Origin of the sequence: Streptococcus sp. CM6 (assembly GCF_000526095.1) — a bacterium.
In the GTDB taxonomy this organism is placed as follows: domain Bacteria; phylum Bacillota; class Bacilli; order Lactobacillales; family Streptococcaceae; genus Streptococcus; species Streptococcus oralis_BW.
In genome coordinates, this window is the sequence record NZ_JATS01000019.1 from 25,381 (window position 1) to 42,362 (window position 16,982).

Below are 16,982 nucleotides of genomic sequence, written 5' to 3' on the forward strand. Positions count from 1 at the left end.
TTGTAACAAAAAAGTCACCCGAAGGCAACCTTTTTTGTCCATAAGATTTCAAAATAGAAAGGATTATTCATAGCTAAAAGCTGCTGCTTTTTGCATTTGGTAATACTTGCCCTTTCTAGCCATGAGCTCTTGATGATTGCCATGTTCCACAATGTCACCATCTACCAAGACAAGAATCAAATCCGCATCCTGAATGGTTGACAAACGGTGAGCAATGATAAAACTTGTGCGCCCCTTCATGAGTTTGGCAAAGGCATCCTGAACTAGCACTTCTGTCCGTGTATCGATGGATGATGTCGCCTCGTCTAAGATAAGAATCTTTGGGATAGCTAGAAAGACTCGGGCGATGGTCAAGAGCTGAGCTTGACCGACAGAGAGAGATTCCCCTGAATTTTCCAACTTAGTATCGTATCCCTGTGGCAACTGTTGGATGAAAAAGTCTGCATTGGCTGCCTTTGCAGCAGCAATCACCTGCTCCCGACTGGCATCAGGATTTCCAAAGGCAATATTATCATGAATGGTTCCTTGCTTGAGCCAGGTTTCTTGGAGCACCATGCCAAACTGCTGTCTCAATGACGCTCGGGTATAGTCGTAAATGGAACGACCGTCTAGCAAGATATCTCCCGAGTTAATGGGATAAAAACGCATGAGGAGATTGATAAGAGTTGACTTACCAGCACCTGTCGGACCAACGATAGCTACCTTGCTACCAGCTGGGATATCGATAGACAAATCCTTAATCAAGATCTTCTCAGGATTGTATCCAAAAGAAATATGTTTAAAGGAAATAGCTCCCTTGACTTGGTCGCTGGTCAAGACTTCCTTACCTGTTTCAACAACCTCAGGACTTTCTAAAACAGCATAGACACGCTCTGCACAAGCGAGAGCACTTTGCAACTCGGCTAGTACTGAAGAAATATCGTTAAAGGGCTTAGTGTACTGCTGAACATAGTTCAAAAAAGTCACTAAACGCCCGATGGTCAAGGTGGATCCCATCATGATACGATAGGCTCCCACTCCAGCAAGAAGAGCATAGATGAGTGCATTAACAAAGCGAGTTGAAGGATTGACCGTTGATGAATAAAAGATGGCTGACTGAGAATAGCCTGCGTAGTTGGCATTCGCCTCATGCAGTTTTTTGATAAACTCTGTTTGAGCATTGAAGGACTGGATAATAGTCTGCTGGCTAAGCGATTCTTCAATCAACTGAGTCTGAATCCCCCTGGTCTCTGTTTGCTTCTGAAAGAGATGATAGGACCGTTTGGCAATAAAGCGTGAAATCACCATGGACAGGGGCGTCAACAGCAAGACCAAGAGGGTCATGAGGAGATGAATTTGAAGCATGGCTAAAATGCTAACCAAAATCATCAAGACGCCAATGAAAAATTGGTTAAAAATCATGGTCAAGCCAGCTGCCAACTGTTCTATATCTGTAGTCACACGACTAACCATCTCTCCACTGCCCTGCCGATCCACAAAAGCAATCGGTAAACGATGGAGCTTATGAATGATTCGCTCTCGTAAATCTTTAGTATAAGAGAAGATTAGGCGATTATAAAGAAGAGGATTGGCCCATTGTACCAGAGTATTTCCTATGACTACCAAAATCATCTGGATGAAAATCTGCCAAAAAACTGGTGAAGAACCAGCCACAAGGACTTGGTCAATGACTTGTCCAATCAGAATAGGTAGGTAAATTGACAAGCCAACTTGGGCAATAGTTCCTAGAAAGGCTAGGAAAAGGAGGAAGGGATGGCTTGCTAAATCTACGGCTAAACGTTTGAGCGTCTGGTTTGCAGTTTGTCGTTTCATGCTAGTCCTCCTTTCCATGTTGGGATGCATTGATTTCACGATAAACTTGACTAGTCTTCATCAAATCCTCGTGCTTGCCAACAGCTAGGAGCTCACCTTTTTCCAAGAGGAGAATCTGGTCAGCCATCTGGAGTGTCGAAGTCCGTTGAGAAATCAAGATTAAGCTCGTATTTGGCAGATTTTCTCGAATGGCTTTCAAGAGCTTGGACTCAGTGATGGTGTCCAGTGCCGAGGTCGCATCATCTAGGATGAGAAATGGAGCTTGGCGCAAGACTGCTCGTGCGATAGACAGCCTTTGTTTTTGTCCGCCTGAGAAATTTCGCCCTCCTGCCTCAACAGTGGCATCCAAAAGTCCTTCCTTTTCACTGACAAAATCCTTAGCTTGCGCAATTTCCAAGGCCTGCCAGAGTTCCTGGTCAGATACTTCTCGATTGAAACCCAATGTCAAGTTGGAACGAATGGTTCCCTTAAAGAGTTCGACCTTTTGGGGAACATAGGCAATCCAAGACCGCCACTGCTCAAGATTACGAGGACTACATCCATCTCGATAAAGGGCAATGCTTCCCTTGTCTGCTGGGTAAAGTCCAAGTAAGACTTGCACCAAGCTTGATTTCCCAGAACCAGTACCCCCAATGATACCAAGGATTTGCCCTTGCTTCATATCAAAGGAAATATCTCTAAGAGAAGGCTGAGCCGCATCAGGATAGGTAAGGGTTAACTCTTTGACTTGTAAAACCTGATCGTTGGTAACTTGTTTTTCTTCTAACTCTGAATGGATATCTTCTGGAGCTTCGGCAAAGATTTCCTCGATTCGCTTGGCTGAGATATAGGACTGATTGAGGGAATTGATCAGCATGGCGAGCTTAACCAATTCCACCAAAATCTGCAAGAGGTAGTTGATAAGGGCGATAAGAGCACCTTGGCTAAGTAAACCTCCTTGAATAGAAATATAGCCCTGCCAGATGATAACGAGGAGAGTCCCATTAACAATCAGATAGGTCAGAGGTGTTAATAAACTAGACCAGAAGCCTGTCTTTTCTTGCAATCTGGCATAAACTTGGTTAAGGGTTTGAAAAATCTGTAACTCTCGTTTTTCCTGGCCAAAAGCACGAATAACTCGCATTCCTTGCAATTGCTGGCGCGTTTCCTGAACCAGCTGGTCCGTTTTCTTTCTGAGACTACTGTAGAGAGGATTGACCAGTCGAGAGAGACCGACAATGACAATGGTCAGAATGACAACCATAACTAAAAACCAGAAAGTTAGCTCAGCCGAGATGCGATAGGCCATAAAGATAGCCCCAAAGACGATAATAGGCGCTCGCAAAAAGAGGCGCAGGAATTGATTGATCCCAGTCTGTATCTGGTAGGTATCAGAAGTCAAGCGAGTCACCAAGCTCGAAGTTGTCAGACGGTCTCTGCTATCCTTGGGCAAGGAAAGAATATGACGATAAAGGTCGTCTGTCAGTTCTTTGGCAAACCCAACCGCTGCCTTGGCTGAGTAAAACTGGGCTATCAAGGCCACTAAAACACCAATCACTGCAAAGATAAGGAGCAGGCCAATCTGCATCCAAAGGTGCCCTTGATCTCTCTGGGGCAAGGACTGATCAACAATCCCTGCAATCACCATGGGAACCAAGAGTTCAAAAACAGCTTCTAGTAGCTTGAACAAGGGGGCTAAAATTGATTCTTTGATGTAGGGTTTGAAGTAAGATAGTAAGTGTTTCATAAGTCCCTTCTATTCTTATTCTGGAAATGAAGAAAGTGGGAAGTCCCACCATCTCCGTTTTATTTGTTTAAGTAAGGTAATAGATAGCCATATCCTGCTTTTTCCATCTCATCCTTGGCTACAAAGCGTAAGGAAGCAGAATTAATACAGTAACGCAGACCACCTAACTCCTGAGGTCCATCTGTGAAAACATGACCCAAGTGAGCATTGCCTGACCGAGAACGAACCTCGATTCGCTCCATTCCATGACTCAGATCTTTGTAATAGTGAATTAATTCCTTAGAAATCGGACGACTAAAACTTGGCCAACCACAACCTGAGGCAAACTTATCCTTAGCAAAAAAGAGTGGCTCACCCGTCGTGATGTCTACATAAATCCCTTCTTCAAAAGTTTGGTCATAAGCATTACTAAACGGCGCCTCTGTAGCAGCTTCTTGCGTAACACGGTAAGACTCTGCTGACAAACTTTCTTTTAACACTTCTTGACTAGGCTTTTCATAGTTGGATGCGTCAATCAATGGCTTCTCAGCATCGGTCACATCGATATGACAGTAACCAGAAGGATTTTTCTTAAGATAGTCTTGGTGGTAGTCCTCAGCCAGAATGTAGTGGCGAAGTCTCTCCACTTCCACTGCAATCTTTCGACCAAGCATGCGCTCCTGCTCCTGCACCACTGTGTAGATGGCTGGCAAGTCTGCTTCATCTTGGTAATAAATACCTGTTCGATATTGGCGACCACGGTCATTCCCTTGTTGATTAATCGATAAAGGATCGATGACTCGGAAATAATAAAGTAAAATCTCTCTTAGTGATACTGTATTCTCATCATAAATCACTTGAACCGTTTCTGCATGGTCTGTTTCTTTGAGTAACTGATAATTAGTCGTTTCGACTTGCCCATTAGCGTAGCCAACACTGGTTGCTAGCACTCCAGAAATACGTGAAAAATACTCCTCTAAGCCCCAAAAACAACCACCTGCTAGATAAATTTCTGCCATCTTCGTTTCTCCTCTATCAAGTTTTTAACTAATACTCTTCGAAAATCTCTGCAAACCACGTCAGCGTCACCTTAGAATATATATGTGACTGACTTCGTCAGTTCTACCCACAACCTCAAAACAGTGTTTTGAGCTAATTTCGTCAGTTTCATCTACAACCTCAAAACCATGTTTTGAGCAACCTGCGGCTAGCTTCCTAGTTTGCTCTTTGATTTTCATTGAGTATAGACTTCTTTTCAAAAAAAGGATAGGAAACCCTCGAATCGAGTGTTTCCCCATCCTATCATCTATTCTTTATTTTGCTTCTACACGAACACCTTGGGTATCCACCTTCAAATCATGAAGTTTGCCTTTGAAAGACTGCTTTTGCAATTCAGCCTTAATCTTGGGCATCTTGTCATGAGAAGCCAGAACCATAACTGTCGGACCAGCTCCAGAAAGATAGGTTGCATAGGCACCATTCTCTTTGGCTACTTGCTTAATCGTCGTAAATTCACGAACCAGACTTTGACGATAGCGCTCGTGGAAGAGGTCTCCCTCAATCGCCTGACCAGCAGTCACCATGTCTCCTGCCAACAAGGCTGCAACTGCAACATTGGCAATCGAACTTGCCGCAACAGCTTCCTTGTAGGACAACTTTTTAGGCAAGACACCGCGGCTGTCTCTGGTACGCAATTCATAGTTTGGGATGTAGGCTAGAAAATCACACTCTGGGAAGTCTGCCACAATGGCTGAAACTTCTCCGTCAACAGAGCTCGCAACAACAAGATTTCCATAGATAGCTGGAGCCACATTGTCAGGATGCCCTTCAATCTTGGTCGCCAGCTGCAATTTTTCATTGTCTGACAAGTTGAGCTTGCCCAATTGATTAGCTAGTTCAATCCCAGCAACAATAACCGAGCTGGAAGAACCCAAACCACGTGCCAAGGGAACATCACTGGTCATTTTCAAACGTCTTGGTTGCAAGTCAGGTGCAATTTGTAAAGCAATCTTGAGTAAAAGGTTGCGCTCATCGTGTGGAATCCATTTGCCAATCTGATGTTCAATCAACCACTCATCCCGCTCTTCACAGACCTCAATTTGAAGATACTTGGTAACAGCTACACCGACCGAGTCAAAACCTGGACCGATATTGGCACTGGTTGCAGGTACAATAATCTTCATCCTATTCTCCTAACACCTTGAAGGTATTCAAGAGGTCAAATTCTGAAGCTTTGGCCAACTCAGCTGAAACATTCTCAAGCTGTGCTTTATTAATCTTATGAGTGATAATCACTACACGCGCCTTGTCACCCTCTTTGCCATCTTGGAGGATTTTCTTGAAGGAAATCTCTTGGGCATTGAAGATTTCAGCCAACTTCAAGACCTGACCTTTTGAGTCTGGAGCCAAGATTGAGAAGTAATAATTGGCTTTGACATCTTCAGGATTAGCCAAGACAAGTTCACGGCTATATTCGTTGAAGTCTTTACCAATGGTACCATCATTCAAGCGACGAACGATACGGACAATATCTGCTACAACACTTGTTGCAGTTGGTTTTTGACCAGCACCTGGTCCGTAGTACATAGACTCACCGATACCGATGGATTCAACAAAGACAGCGTTCATCACGCCATTCACACTAGCAAGTGGGTGTGCTTTAGGTAGGAAGGTTGGGGTCACTTCTGCGGCAATACCTGAAGGAGTTTCTTCGATAGAACCAACCAATTTCACTACATAACCAAGCTCTTGAGCTACAGCCACATCCTCAGGTGTGATGTTGCGGATTCCCTTGTGAGCTACATCGGCAAAGGCAACCTTCATCCCAAAGGCAAACTGGCTCAAAATGACCATCTTGTAGGCAGCATCAATCCCATCTACGTCATTTGTCGGGTCGCTTTCTGCGAACCCAAGGCGTTGTGCTTCAGCAAGAGCATCTTCGTAGGACCAGCCTTCTTCGACCATCTTGGTCATCATGAAGTTAGAAGTCCCGTTAACCACGCCAAGGACACGAGTGATTTTGTCAGAAACCAGCGAATTTGCCAACGTACGAAGAATTGGAATCCCACCAGCTACTGCTGCTTCGTAGTAGAGTGCCACATTGTGCTCTTTTGCGATTTCTAGCAATTCTGCGCCATGGACAGCCAAAAGGTCCTTGTTGGCAGTAACAACGTGTTTCCCAGCTTCTAAGGCACGAGTGATAAAGGTTTTAGCTGGTTCGATACGCCCCATCAATTCCACTACGATAGTAATGTCCTTGTCTGCTAAAATATCATCTACATTGGTTACAAAGTTAAAGTCATTTCCTGCTGCAAGCAAGCGGTTCTTTTCATCTTCATCCTTGACCAATACCTTGGCTACTTCAATCTCTGAATGAGCTGACTGGATAATTTTTTCTCCATTTTCCTTTAGGAGGAAAGGTACGCCACTTGCAACGGTACCAAATCCAAGTAAAGCAATTTTAACTGTCATGTTTGTCTCCTAGAAATTTTCTGATATAGCCATTATAACAGAATTTTGTGAAAATTCCTATCCAAGAAAACCACTATTTATAGATAGAAAAGAAAAGAAAAGAAAAGAAAAGAAAAAAACGAATCATCTGATTCGCCTTTTCTGATAAGTAAAAATTGATTTCTAAAAACTATGAATTCATTTTTTGAAGACCGAACACAGCGTCGTGATTGATCAAGATGTGACCATACTCTTGTAAAACCGAACGACTGATATCACTGTCGTCAGCAAATTCACGCATACGAGCCAAGAGCCAGGCTGCATATGGACTAGGATGATTCTCCACATCAACTAAGATTGTCAAATAATAGTGGTCATTCATCTTATAGAGTTCAGATGTTTCCATCTGGAAGTTAACAGTCTTTGCAAAAGCAACTAGGTCAGCAAGATTTGCGAAACGCAAGATATAGTAGATATAAGGTTCCTTCTTGCTCTCAGTCTCCTTGTTCGCTTGCTCTTGCTCTTCTTCCTTTGCTTCGACCTGCTCTAGAGATTGGATGGCCTCAATATCGTCCTTGGTCTTATCTGCAATGCTCTTTTCCAAGGTTTTGAGAAATTCATCCGGCGACATTTGGGCTAATTCTTCCATGTCTGGTAAGTCCGCCAAATCTTCAAAATCCAGATTCTGGTCAATCTTGGACTTGGTCACAAAGACGTCGACCTTATCAGGTTTTGGCGTCACGCGGAAACTCAGCATGCCACTATCCAGGAAATTGTCAGGCATATCCAATTCATCTAAAATAGCATAGAAAAACTCTTCGGTTTTTTCCTGAGGAACGAGAAAGTCTGCAATCTCCATTCCTCGGTCCATCAAATCATCTAAAGTCATTGTGATTTTCAGTGTTGTATCACTAATTTGTTTCATCTTCATATCTAGTAACCTCATACTTTCAGTCTATCTATTATACTAGATTTTTACGATTTTATCAAAAGAATGAAGCGAGAATATGATATAATACTAGATATGATTTTAGATTTAAGAAAGAAAGTTCAATGAAAAATATAAAAGTAAATGCCTTGGCTAGCTTACTGGTCAATGTTCTCAATATCGTTTTTCCACTGATAACCAACCCTTATCTGACGCGGATTCTCAGCAAATCCAATTACGGTTATTTCAATACGGCCAATACCTGGGCTAGCTTTGTTATTCCACTAGCTGCCTTTGGGATATACAACTACGGGATTCGAGCTATCAGTAAGGTCAAGGATGACAAGAATAAAATCAACTACGTCTTTTCTAAGTTGTTTTATATCTCGGTTTTTACCTCTCTCCTGACCACTGGTATCTACTTCCTCATTATCTTCTTTGACACCAGCATTGAGAACCTGAAAGTCCTCTACTACATCCTAGGGGCCCAAGCACTCTTCCAATTTCTCAATATCGAATGGATGAACGAGGCTTATGAAAACTATGCCTTCATCCTCTACAAAACGTTAATTATTCGAATTACCATGCTGGTCGCTATCTTCGCCTTCGTTAAAACGGCAGATGATATCGTTCCTTATGCTATCGTTATGACAGCGACCACTATCCTCAACTACCTGCTCAGTTTTCTTTGGATTAAGAGAGAAGTTTCTTTTGTTAAAATTGGATTCGTCGAATTAGCTAAAGCTTCTAAACCGCTCTTCACTATGCTTCTCTTAGCAAACGCTAATATGCTTTATACCTTGCTAGATAGAATGTTTATCACCAAGGGACCGGATGAAAACTATATTTCCTATTATACAATTGCCTATAGTATCGTCATGCTGATTGCCAGTGTCTTGAGTGGAGCTATCAACGTAAGTATTCCGCGCCTTGGCTACTATCTCGGTAAAAAGGATTACAAGTCCTACAATTATCTCGTGAATCAAGCGGCATCCTTATTCTATTTCCTTATGGTTCCAACTAGTATCGGGATTATGATATTGGGACGGTACGCAACTGTTATTTATTCTTCTGAAAAGTATCTTGAAGCAGGTATCGTAACCAGCGTCTTCGCTTTTCGTACCATCATCTGGGCTATTGAATTGATTCTTGGTAAACAGATTATCTTTATCAACGACCATGAAAATCGCTTAACTGCCTTTTACTTCCTCGGTGGTGGCGCCAATATACTATTAAATAGCATCTTGTATTTCAATAATATTTTTGCACCTGAGTATTACATCGCTACGACCATTATCGCAGAAACTATCGTAGTTTTACTTGAAATTCATTTTATCAAGAAACACCAACTGATTAGTTTAAAAGAAATTTTTATAACCTTAACACGTTATAGCCTCATATCCCTTGGTTTTATCCCAATCTTCTATATTTTCAAAATGATTTTCCAAATCAATTCCTACACAGTAAACTTCAATATGATTCTCATGGTTCTTTCCACCGTAGCAACTTGTGGTATCTATTATCTCTTGGCCCTCTTTATCGCCAAAGACAAAACACTCCACTATGCACTGAACCTTGTACTTGCTAAATTAAAACGAAATTAAAAAATCCCCTACTGATAAATTAGTTGCCAGTAGGGGATTTCTTCTTTATTCTTTTTCCTTCTTTTCAGAAGCGTTGGCTTCTAGGTTTGAATCTTGTTTAGATTGTTCAACAATAGAGGAATTAGATTCTTGTTTCTGTTCTGGCTTAACTGCCTCGCTATTTACAGCAGCAACAACCTGTTTCCAGATACCTTCTTCGTTTACTTTATAACCATCAGGTGTTGTTGCGTTCTTCAATAAAGAACCATCAGCTTGGAAATAGTACCAATTACCATCAAACTGTTTCCAACCTGTTTGCATAGCTCCTGATTCATCAAAGTAATAATGATCACCATTTACTTTATGAAGGCCAACCAACATGATCCCATCTTCAGGATTTAGATAATACCAGACGCCTTTGTCTTTTATCCAACCAGTTTTCATGGCTCCATTTGATTCAAAGTAACGGTAATGATTATCAGACCATTTCCAGCCAGTTTGCATGGCTCCAGATCTGCTAAAGTAATATTGCTTACCATCTACTTGATGAAGGCCGACCAGCATAATGCCTTCTTTTCCTTCAAGATAGTACCAAGCATCACCATCTTTCAACCAACCAGTTTGGACTGCGCCAGACGTAGCGTAATAATGCCAAGAATCATTTGACCACTGCCATCCAACTTGCATAGTACCTGCAGAGCTGAAGAAATAGTTCTTACCGTCAATTTCTTTAGAGCCTACAGCCATGATACCTGTTTCTGGATCCAAATAATACCATGATTCTTTATCTTTCAACCAACCAGTTTTCATAGCACCTGAGTTCGTATAGAAGTACCAGCTATTTTCTTGCCACTTCCAGCCAGTCTGCATGGCACCACTAGCATTCAAATAGTAACGAACACCATTGATATCTTGGCTTCCAGTTAACATGATGCCATCTTTATCCAGATAATACCATGTTTCCTGATCCTTGACCCAGCCAGTTTTCATAGCTCCAGAACTTGCAAAATAATTCCAGTGACCATCAACAAAGGTCCAGCCAGTTTGCATGACACCTTCTTGATTAAAGTAGTACGTGCTTCCATTGATATTCTTTTTACCGACAGTCTTTAGCCCATCCTCATCATAGAAATACCAATCTGAATCAATCTTTTGCCAAGTTGAAGGCTTACCTGCTGCTTGGAGTGCACCACTTTCGCTAAAGAACATCTTCTTGCCATTATAGACTTGATGTCCCGTTAGCATCTTCCCATCTGCCGCAAAGAGATACTTTTTCCCTCCAATTTCAGAGAGCTCGCTAAATCGTCTAGCACCATTTGATTGGATATAATACCAAGAGTCATCTAGTTTGAACCAACCACCAGTTTGCATTTTACCATTTTGGTTCAGATAGTAATCATTCCCTTTGGCATTTTCTCCCCAGTCGTCGTTAAGATGAAGCCAGCGACCTGCTTGCATTTGTCCTTTTCCGTTAAAGAAGTAAGTGGCTCCGCCAATCTCTCTCCAGCCGATAGCCATTTCTCCGTCAGTCAAACGATATTTCCAATAACCATCTTCTTGATACCATTTTTCGTCAACTACAGGGATATCAGGGAAGGTATTTGAAACATTAGCAAATCCTTTATCGCTAATATCAAAAACGGTAGCATCTTGAGTTTGGCTAGCAGCATGAAGAACCTGAATATTTTTCTTCTGAAGGTATTCTCTGGTTGAAGCAACATTAATATCTCCACCAGTTGTCTGAATAACCATTTTTGGTGATAAGTTTTCAAGGAAATTAATCGTATTTGAAATTGTCGCATCATAATGGTGGTTCCATTTCATCATATCAACCTTGCCGATAACTGGACCTAACTTATCTTCTGCTCCCTCGGCATTATCCAAATCTCCACCAAGATAGATCCTCTTTCCTGCCACAGTCACCACTGAAACAATGGAGTTGGAGTTATCATCTCGAACTCTTTTCAGATTCCCATCAGCATCATATTCATTCTTATAGTTATAGAGTTGGATATCCATATCACCTAATTTAAAGTGACTATCCTCATCTGTAATATTCTGAATAAGAGTAACCCCTCGTTTTTGAGCCGCTCTCAAAGCATTATCATAATTAAAAAGATTATCCCAAAGTCCCCAGTGTGAGGTGATCCGATCATCTGAATATTTTTTCAGATAAAACTTATCAACTTGATAACGATTAAGTATCTCATCTGCTCCGCCGATATGATCACTATGGACATGAGTTCCTAGAATAAAATCTAATTTTTTTACACCTATTTGATCCAGGTGGCGAATCAAGCGATCTTCCAATACTTGATTATTTCTCATGGAAATTCCCCAGCGGCTTGGATAGCGTGGGTCACTTCCATCAGGGAAATCATAGTCTTCTCCCATATCAATCAAAGCATAATGACCATTACTTTCCAGAAGGATGGCATCACTTCCAGATTTTGCTTTAGTATTTATGAAATGGATACGATTGCCCGAACCTGCAGAGATAGTATCTGCATCTACTCCTTGCGATAACTGAATCAGTAATAGAAAGAATGCGAGAACACTATATCTAACTGATTTTAATAACCATTTATTTTTCACCTTGAACACTCCTTTATCTTAAACAATAAGCAACTTTTACTAATCTAATCAATCCAGTAGTTTTTATCCCCTCCTGGAACTTGTTGCTCAATAGGGGGTGGAGTCATATAGTTTTCTCCAAATTCGTAGACAAGTATTTCATGGTATTTTCTCGGAACCTTGACCACAATGTTTTCATAAGGTATATCAATCAAATCATAGAGCCATTCTTTTTTTATACCATTTGGATAATAAGGGTCATAGATAGTACAAGTAAGATCTGTTGCTTGATCTACACTATACTTCAAAGCAAGGCTCTCTAATTTTTGATTCCATAGCTGTGGGGAAGTTAAGCGGAAAATAGCTGATCCCATATAACGAGGGAGGTTTTTAAGTCCCCCATTCTCAGACTTGATCCCTTTAAAATTCAAAGAAGAAAGACGAATCAAATATTTGTAGAGCCTCATTTTCTTACGGTCACTTTCTTGTGTTACGACACCATCATATGGAAAAATGTCAACACAAGTTCCCAATACGACCGTTGGGTCTACGAGGTTAGCATCTCGACGAGTCCTTACATCATAGACTCTCATATAACTGTATGGGTATCCCTTTGTTTCTCTGAATGAAATCAATTTGTAGTAGGGATGATTTTCATTTTGTAAAACCTTATACAGTTTTTCAAATTCATCACGCGCCAAGGAAATATCTGTATCATCATCCCAAGGGATAAATCCTTTATGGCGTACAGCTCCTAGTAAGGTTCCAAAATCAATAAAGTATTTGATTTGATGTTGTTCACAAAGCTCATGTAGATACTTTAAAATATCCAATTCTACTTGCTTGATTTCTTCAAGAGTTAAAGTTCTTTCAGACATAGGTTTTATTCTCCTAAATTTGACTATATTTTTAAACGTTTCTTAATTTCAATCCCGTCATTTAGACCTTTTAACAATCTTCCATAATTTAAAATCATGATGAGATACTCTTTGTTCAACCGGTGGCAATTGCATATAGTCTCCGTAGTCTGAGGTCAAAATTTCATGATAATTTTTCGGAATGGTAAATTCCTTACCTTCAAATGTTCCAGTAGTAGCTTGTTCCAGCCATTCACGTCTCCACACTGGTTTGTTCATATCTTTGTAGATAAGATAATCCACTTGCTCATAATCTGAGACTTTACGGGATTTTGCAAGCTCTTCAATCTGGGCAACGTATTTGTTCGTATTGGTGAAATAGAAAATAATAACTGACACATAGCGTAGCAGTGAATTCAGTACACTTTTCGTATTAGTAATGCCTTTAAAGGTGTAGCAACTCAATTGACGTTTCTTTATCAGTTTCGTCATCTTGTTTTTAAATTCTACGTCATCCTCGTAGCCATCTACAGGGAAAATATCTACATAGATTCCCATATTGGAATCGATGCGAACATCTTCTTCTAGCAAGTAGGTATGGTTATCCTGCACTTTCATGAAGGGATAGACATAGTTGAGATTGTTTTTATAAGACATGACCTCGTAACGTTCATCAGGGTTAGCGATAAGGTAGTCTTGCAATTTTTCATAATCTTCTCGTAACATGCAGATATCCATGTCATCATCCCAAGGGATAAATCCTTGATGGCGAACAGCACCAATTAGACTTCCATATGCTAAGAAATACTTAACCCCAATTTTCTGACAAACTTCATGAATATACTCCATGATTCCAAGTTCCATCTCTTGAATTTCATTGACATCTGTTACTTCTTGGTACCGAACTCCTTCATCCCGTTTGCAGACTACGAGTCCATAGCCAATCGCTAGCCAGAAGATGATATTAATAAAGTTGGTTGAATACATAATCTGACTTTCAAATAATTGACCAAACAAGATACCGAAGAAAAGGATCATGATCAATTTATCAGTATTTTTCTTTGAAACAATCAAATACGTTAAAAAGCGCTTGATGACATAAGCCAGTACAAGAAGGAAGGATACCAAACCTAGAACTCCCGAACTGACAAATATGGTCACAAAAATGTTATGGAAATTCCCACCGATAAGGGAGTTTTGAATCTCAAATTTACTGAAATATTCTGTATAGTAATCTGGAACATTTCGTACACCATAACCAAAAATTGGTTTTGTACTTCCCATCTTGATGGCATTTTTCCAGATATAGGTTCTACCACTTGGTGTTGTTTCAATCAGATGGAGCTCACCATTCTTCTTAGCGACAGACGAATCTGTTTCAGCATAGGATTGTCCTTTGTTTAAATCTAAGACAGTCGTAGTTTCAGATGAAATATAGATTGAAGTTACATAGCTTAATCCAATATTAGTTGCAGTAATCAGCAAACCAACAACTATAAAAGTGAGGAATCGTTTAACGATACTTCCTCTAGTAGCAAAGAAACTATAGAGTCCAATCATGAGAAGTAAAGAAAGTAAGGCTCCTCGACTTTGCATCGTAGCGAAGTAAACTAATTGAATCACATTGTTCAGTTTAAGATAAACAGAATACTTACTTCCTTTATGGATCAAATACATAGCCAAAATAATGCTAATGTATGAAAATATCGCACTAGCATTAGGATTAACAATTCCCCACAGACGTCCATTCATGACACCATAGTAATAAGATTGTTCGCCAATCTTAAATAGGATAAGGACTCTACTTACCAATAAACCAAACGCAAAAATTGCTGAAGAAAAAGATACAATTTGAACCGTATAGGCAATCCAGTCAAATAATTTTTTAAGTTGCCCTGATTGTAACATGGTAAATAATAAAACATAGGTTACCATGAAGAGGATTTCAATCACATTTCCAATCAGATGTCCAGAGCGATTGAAAATAGCAGATAGCAGATGGCTTCCAGCTAATAGTCCAAATAAGGATAGAAATTTACGATCTACTGTGATTTCTTTCCACTTAAACAATAAAGTATAGCAAATATAAAGCACTACAATCGCTGACAATCCCTTATAGAGGGGATTTGCTATCTTATAAACCAGTGAACTCATACTTAAAATCGAAATGAAAACAAATAGATACGCAATCCATAGTTTTGATTTTTCAAAGTATTCATCCATTTTTGAAAAATTCATTTTCAACTCCTTCTCATGATATTAGTTTTTTAATCCAACAATTTTCTTATATAGCCATGGAGAAATGACAAGTGAAAGGATCGCTACCTTGCGAAAAGTAGTGAAATAAGCATCCTTCCATATTTCGCGTCGATGCTGAACAATCCAAGTCCTCAGCTCGGCTTTCTCCTTTTGATACTCTTCACGTGAAGTAAAGATAATTTTATCGTAAACTGTGATGTACGACCAACATTCTCTGTTTATTAATTCGTATTTTAAATTAGGAAAGGCTTGCGAAACTTGAGCGATTATTTGCTGATAAGCTTCTATTGTGTCAAATACATGTCGATTAACAGATGTTGTTGCACTTCCCTCACGATGATCATAATAATAAACAGGTTTGTCAATAAATACGCTACTGCATCTTGTCTTTAGTAGCAATTCAGTTAAAAATAGGGCATCTTCAGCTAGGTGATAATTTGTATTAAACTTTTCATCCGCAAGCAGGTCTCTCTTAAACAGTTTTGCGACTGGAAAAAATGACGTTCTGGTAGTCATCAATAGTTCCTTCATGGTTTCTTCTGTTGACCAGAGTTCTGTTTTTCCAGAATGTGGAGGTATATCAGTTACAATGCCGTTTTTGATATGGTGCAGAGGAGCAATTACAAAGCCTACATTCAACCCTTCAACTGCACTTGCTAAAGTAGCTAGGTAATCCTGGGTAACGAAATCATCGCTATCAATAAAGGTAACCCAAGAACCCGTCGCTAGCTGAATTCCCATATTTCTAGCATTTGAAACACCAGCATTTTCGATATGATAAACCTTGATATTCTCATACTGAGATGCTAAGCGATCACAGATCTGTCCACTGGAATCAGTAGAACCATCGTTGATTAAGATTAACTCAAAATGGGCATAAGTCTGTTGAAGAATCGACTCCACACATCGCTCCAGATAGGCTTCTACATTGTAGACCGGAACGATAACGCTTATTTTTTCTCCCATCATGCTCCATATTCTCCCTTGTATTCTGTATAAGACTTATCCATATCAGCTATGACAGCATCATGATGCGGTACTTGCTTGTCCGCTGGTGGTGGTGTCATATAGTCCCCAAAAGCAGTTCTGAGATAGGCATCATAGCCGACTGGGATGGGCATCTCTGTTCCTTCAAATGGCAAGAAAAGATTGTCTTCAAAGGATGCGATTGGGTATTTGTTTCGCATGTAGCCGGGACCTGAGCATAATTCCGTAATTCCATCGCTCTCAGCCAGACCATACTTGGTCATTTCTTTTTCAGCTTTTTTCCAAATGCGATAACGTAGAGATTTTGGAGTCAGGCCGAGTAAGATGCGACTTCCCCATTTCATGACTGCACCATGCTTTTCTGGGATAGTTTGGGCGCAAAAGAGTGAATAAATCAAGGCCCAACGAACCTGTTTCTTACGCTCAGCCGGATTTTTAGGATAATAATCCAAAGGTAACACATCCAAGGCCAAACCGTGGGGCAAATCCAAATCTTTCTGATAAGGCTTGATACAGGTGGTTTCCTTGTCACGAATGGTAATAAAAAGGTTACGGTCTACAAAATCCTTGTTACTCTTTGACAAGAAATAACGCTCATCTGCATAACGGGGCCACAGTTCTGCTAATTTTTCATAGTCCTTGCGGGGCATGAAAAAGTCTAAGTCATCATCCCAAGGAATGAAGCCCTTATTACGAAGGGCGCCAATAGCTCCTCCTCCACAGAGGTAGCACAACAAATCATGTTCTTTACAAAATGCGACGAAATATTCAGCCATTTCCAGGCTACGAGCCTGAATCGCTTTCAAATCACTCATATCTCTCCTCTT

The 16,982-nt window shown here is 40.4% G+C and carries 12 protein-coding genes; 1 reads left to right on the forward strand and 11 read right to left on the reverse strand.

Going from position 1 to position 16,982, the window contains the following annotated elements:
* Positions 1 to 63 precede the first annotated feature (63 nt).
* From HMPREF1516_RS06285 to mecA, 6 genes are all read right to left on the reverse strand, one after another.
* Positions 64 to 1,812, reverse strand: a complete 1,749-nt coding sequence (locus tag HMPREF1516_RS06285) for an ABC transporter ATP-binding protein (RefSeq protein ID WP_000828811.1) — start codon at positions 1,810 to 1,812, stop codon at positions 64 to 66.
* Position 1,813: 1 nt separating this feature from the next.
* Positions 1,814 to 3,538, reverse strand: coding sequence for an ABC transporter ATP-binding protein (locus HMPREF1516_RS06290; protein ID WP_000681719.1), 1,725 nt, complete (start codon positions 3,536 to 3,538; stop codon positions 1,814 to 1,816).
* 59 nt (positions 3,539 to 3,597) lie between these two features.
* The gene (gene msrB, locus HMPREF1516_RS06295) at positions 3,598 to 4,536 is read right to left on the reverse strand and encodes a peptide-methionine (R)-S-oxide reductase MsrB (RefSeq protein ID WP_000818195.1); all 939 of its coding nucleotides are present in this window, start codon (positions 4,534 to 4,536) and stop codon (positions 3,598 to 3,600) included.
* 294 nt (positions 4,537 to 4,830) lie between these two features.
* Positions 4,831 to 5,700 carry a homoserine kinase gene (thrB, locus tag HMPREF1516_RS06305; RefSeq protein ID WP_000692410.1) on the reverse strand — a complete coding sequence of 290 codons (870 nt, stop codon included), beginning with the start codon at positions 5,698 to 5,700 and terminating at the stop codon, positions 4,831 to 4,833.
* Position 5,701: 1 nt separating this feature from the next.
* Positions 5,702 to 6,988: a homoserine dehydrogenase gene (locus HMPREF1516_RS06310; RefSeq protein WP_033606085.1), complete on the reverse strand. Its 1,287-nt coding sequence runs from the start codon at positions 6,986 to 6,988 to the stop codon at positions 5,702 to 5,704.
* 169 nt (positions 6,989 to 7,157) lie between these two features.
* Entirely contained in the window at positions 7,158 to 7,898 is a 741-nt protein-coding gene (mecA, locus tag HMPREF1516_RS06315) for an adaptor protein MecA (RefSeq protein WP_033606086.1), read from the reverse strand.
* Positions 7,899 to 8,020: 122 nt separating this feature from the next.
* Here mecA and HMPREF1516_RS06320 point away from each other — a divergent pair, with 122 nt between their 5' ends.
* Complete coding sequence (locus HMPREF1516_RS06320; RefSeq protein WP_000789717.1) at positions 8,021 to 9,499, forward strand: oligosaccharide flippase family protein; 1,479 nt, start codon at positions 8,021 to 8,023, stop codon at positions 9,497 to 9,499.
* A 45-nt stretch (positions 9,500 to 9,544) separates the two neighbouring features.
* On the opposite strand, the gene HMPREF1516_RS06325 is transcribed toward HMPREF1516_RS06320, so the two are convergent.
* From HMPREF1516_RS06325 to HMPREF1516_RS06345, 5 genes are read right to left on the reverse strand one after another with little or no spacing between them, the layout of a single operon-like run.
* A complete protein-coding gene (locus HMPREF1516_RS06325; RefSeq protein ID WP_033606087.1) occupies positions 9,545 to 12,073 on the reverse strand; it encodes an MBL fold metallo-hydrolase in 2,529 nt (842 codons plus the stop codon).
* Between the two features lie 44 nt (positions 12,074 to 12,117).
* Entirely contained in the window at positions 12,118 to 12,930 is an 813-nt protein-coding gene (locus HMPREF1516_RS06330; protein WP_033606089.1) for a LicD family protein, read from the reverse strand.
* Positions 12,931 to 12,987: 57 nt separating this feature from the next.
* Positions 12,988 to 15,147 (reverse strand): LicD family protein, encoded by a 2,160-nt coding sequence (locus HMPREF1516_RS06335; protein WP_033606090.1) that lies wholly within the window; start codon positions 15,145 to 15,147, stop codon positions 12,988 to 12,990.
* Between the two features lie 21 nt (positions 15,148 to 15,168).
* Positions 15,169 to 16,137, reverse strand: coding sequence for a glycosyltransferase family 2 protein (locus HMPREF1516_RS06340; protein WP_033606091.1), 969 nt, complete (start codon positions 16,135 to 16,137; stop codon positions 15,169 to 15,171).
* Entirely contained in the window at positions 16,134 to 16,970 is an 837-nt protein-coding gene (locus HMPREF1516_RS06345) for a LicD family protein (protein ID WP_001281443.1), read from the reverse strand. The genes HMPREF1516_RS06340 and HMPREF1516_RS06345 overlap by 4 nt, the downstream gene beginning before the upstream one ends.
* Between the last annotated feature and the right edge of the window lie 12 nt (positions 16,971 to 16,982).

Coding starts and splice junctions, on each gene's coding strand:
- HMPREF1516_RS06285 (WP_000828811.1), bottom strand. CDS start 1,812: ATGAAACGACAAACTGCAAACCAGACGCTCAAACGTTTAGCCGTAGAT.
- HMPREF1516_RS06290 (WP_000681719.1), bottom strand. CDS start 3,538: ATGAAACACTTACTATCTTACTTCAAACCCTACATCAAAGAATCAATT.
- msrB (WP_000818195.1), bottom strand. CDS start 4,536: ATGGCAGAAATTTATCTAGCAGGTGGTTGTTTTTGGGGCTTAGAGGAG.
- thrB (WP_000692410.1), bottom strand. CDS start 5,700: ATGAAGATTATTGTACCTGCAACCAGTGCCAATATCGGTCCAGGTTTT.
- HMPREF1516_RS06310 (WP_033606085.1), bottom strand. CDS start 6,988: ATGACAGTTAAAATTGCTTTACTTGGATTTGGTACCGTTGCAAGTGGC.
- mecA (WP_033606086.1), bottom strand. CDS start 7,898: ATGAAGATGAAACAAATTAGTGATACAACACTGAAAATCACAATGACT.
- HMPREF1516_RS06320 (WP_000789717.1), top strand. CDS start 8,021: ATGAAAAATATAAAAGTAAATGCCTTGGCTAGCTTACTGGTCAATGTT.
- HMPREF1516_RS06330 (WP_033606089.1), bottom strand. CDS start 12,930: ATGTCTGAAAGAACTTTAACTCTTGAAGAAATCAAGCAAGTAGAATTG.
- HMPREF1516_RS06335 (WP_033606090.1), bottom strand. CDS start 15,147: ATGAATTTTTCAAAAATGGATGAATACTTTGAAAAATCAAAACTATGG.
- HMPREF1516_RS06340 (WP_033606091.1), bottom strand. CDS start 16,137: ATGATGGGAGAAAAAATAAGCGTTATCGTTCCGGTCTACAATGTAGAA.
- HMPREF1516_RS06345 (WP_001281443.1), bottom strand. CDS start 16,970: ATGAGTGATTTGAAAGCGATTCAGGCTCGTAGCCTGGAAATGGCTGAA.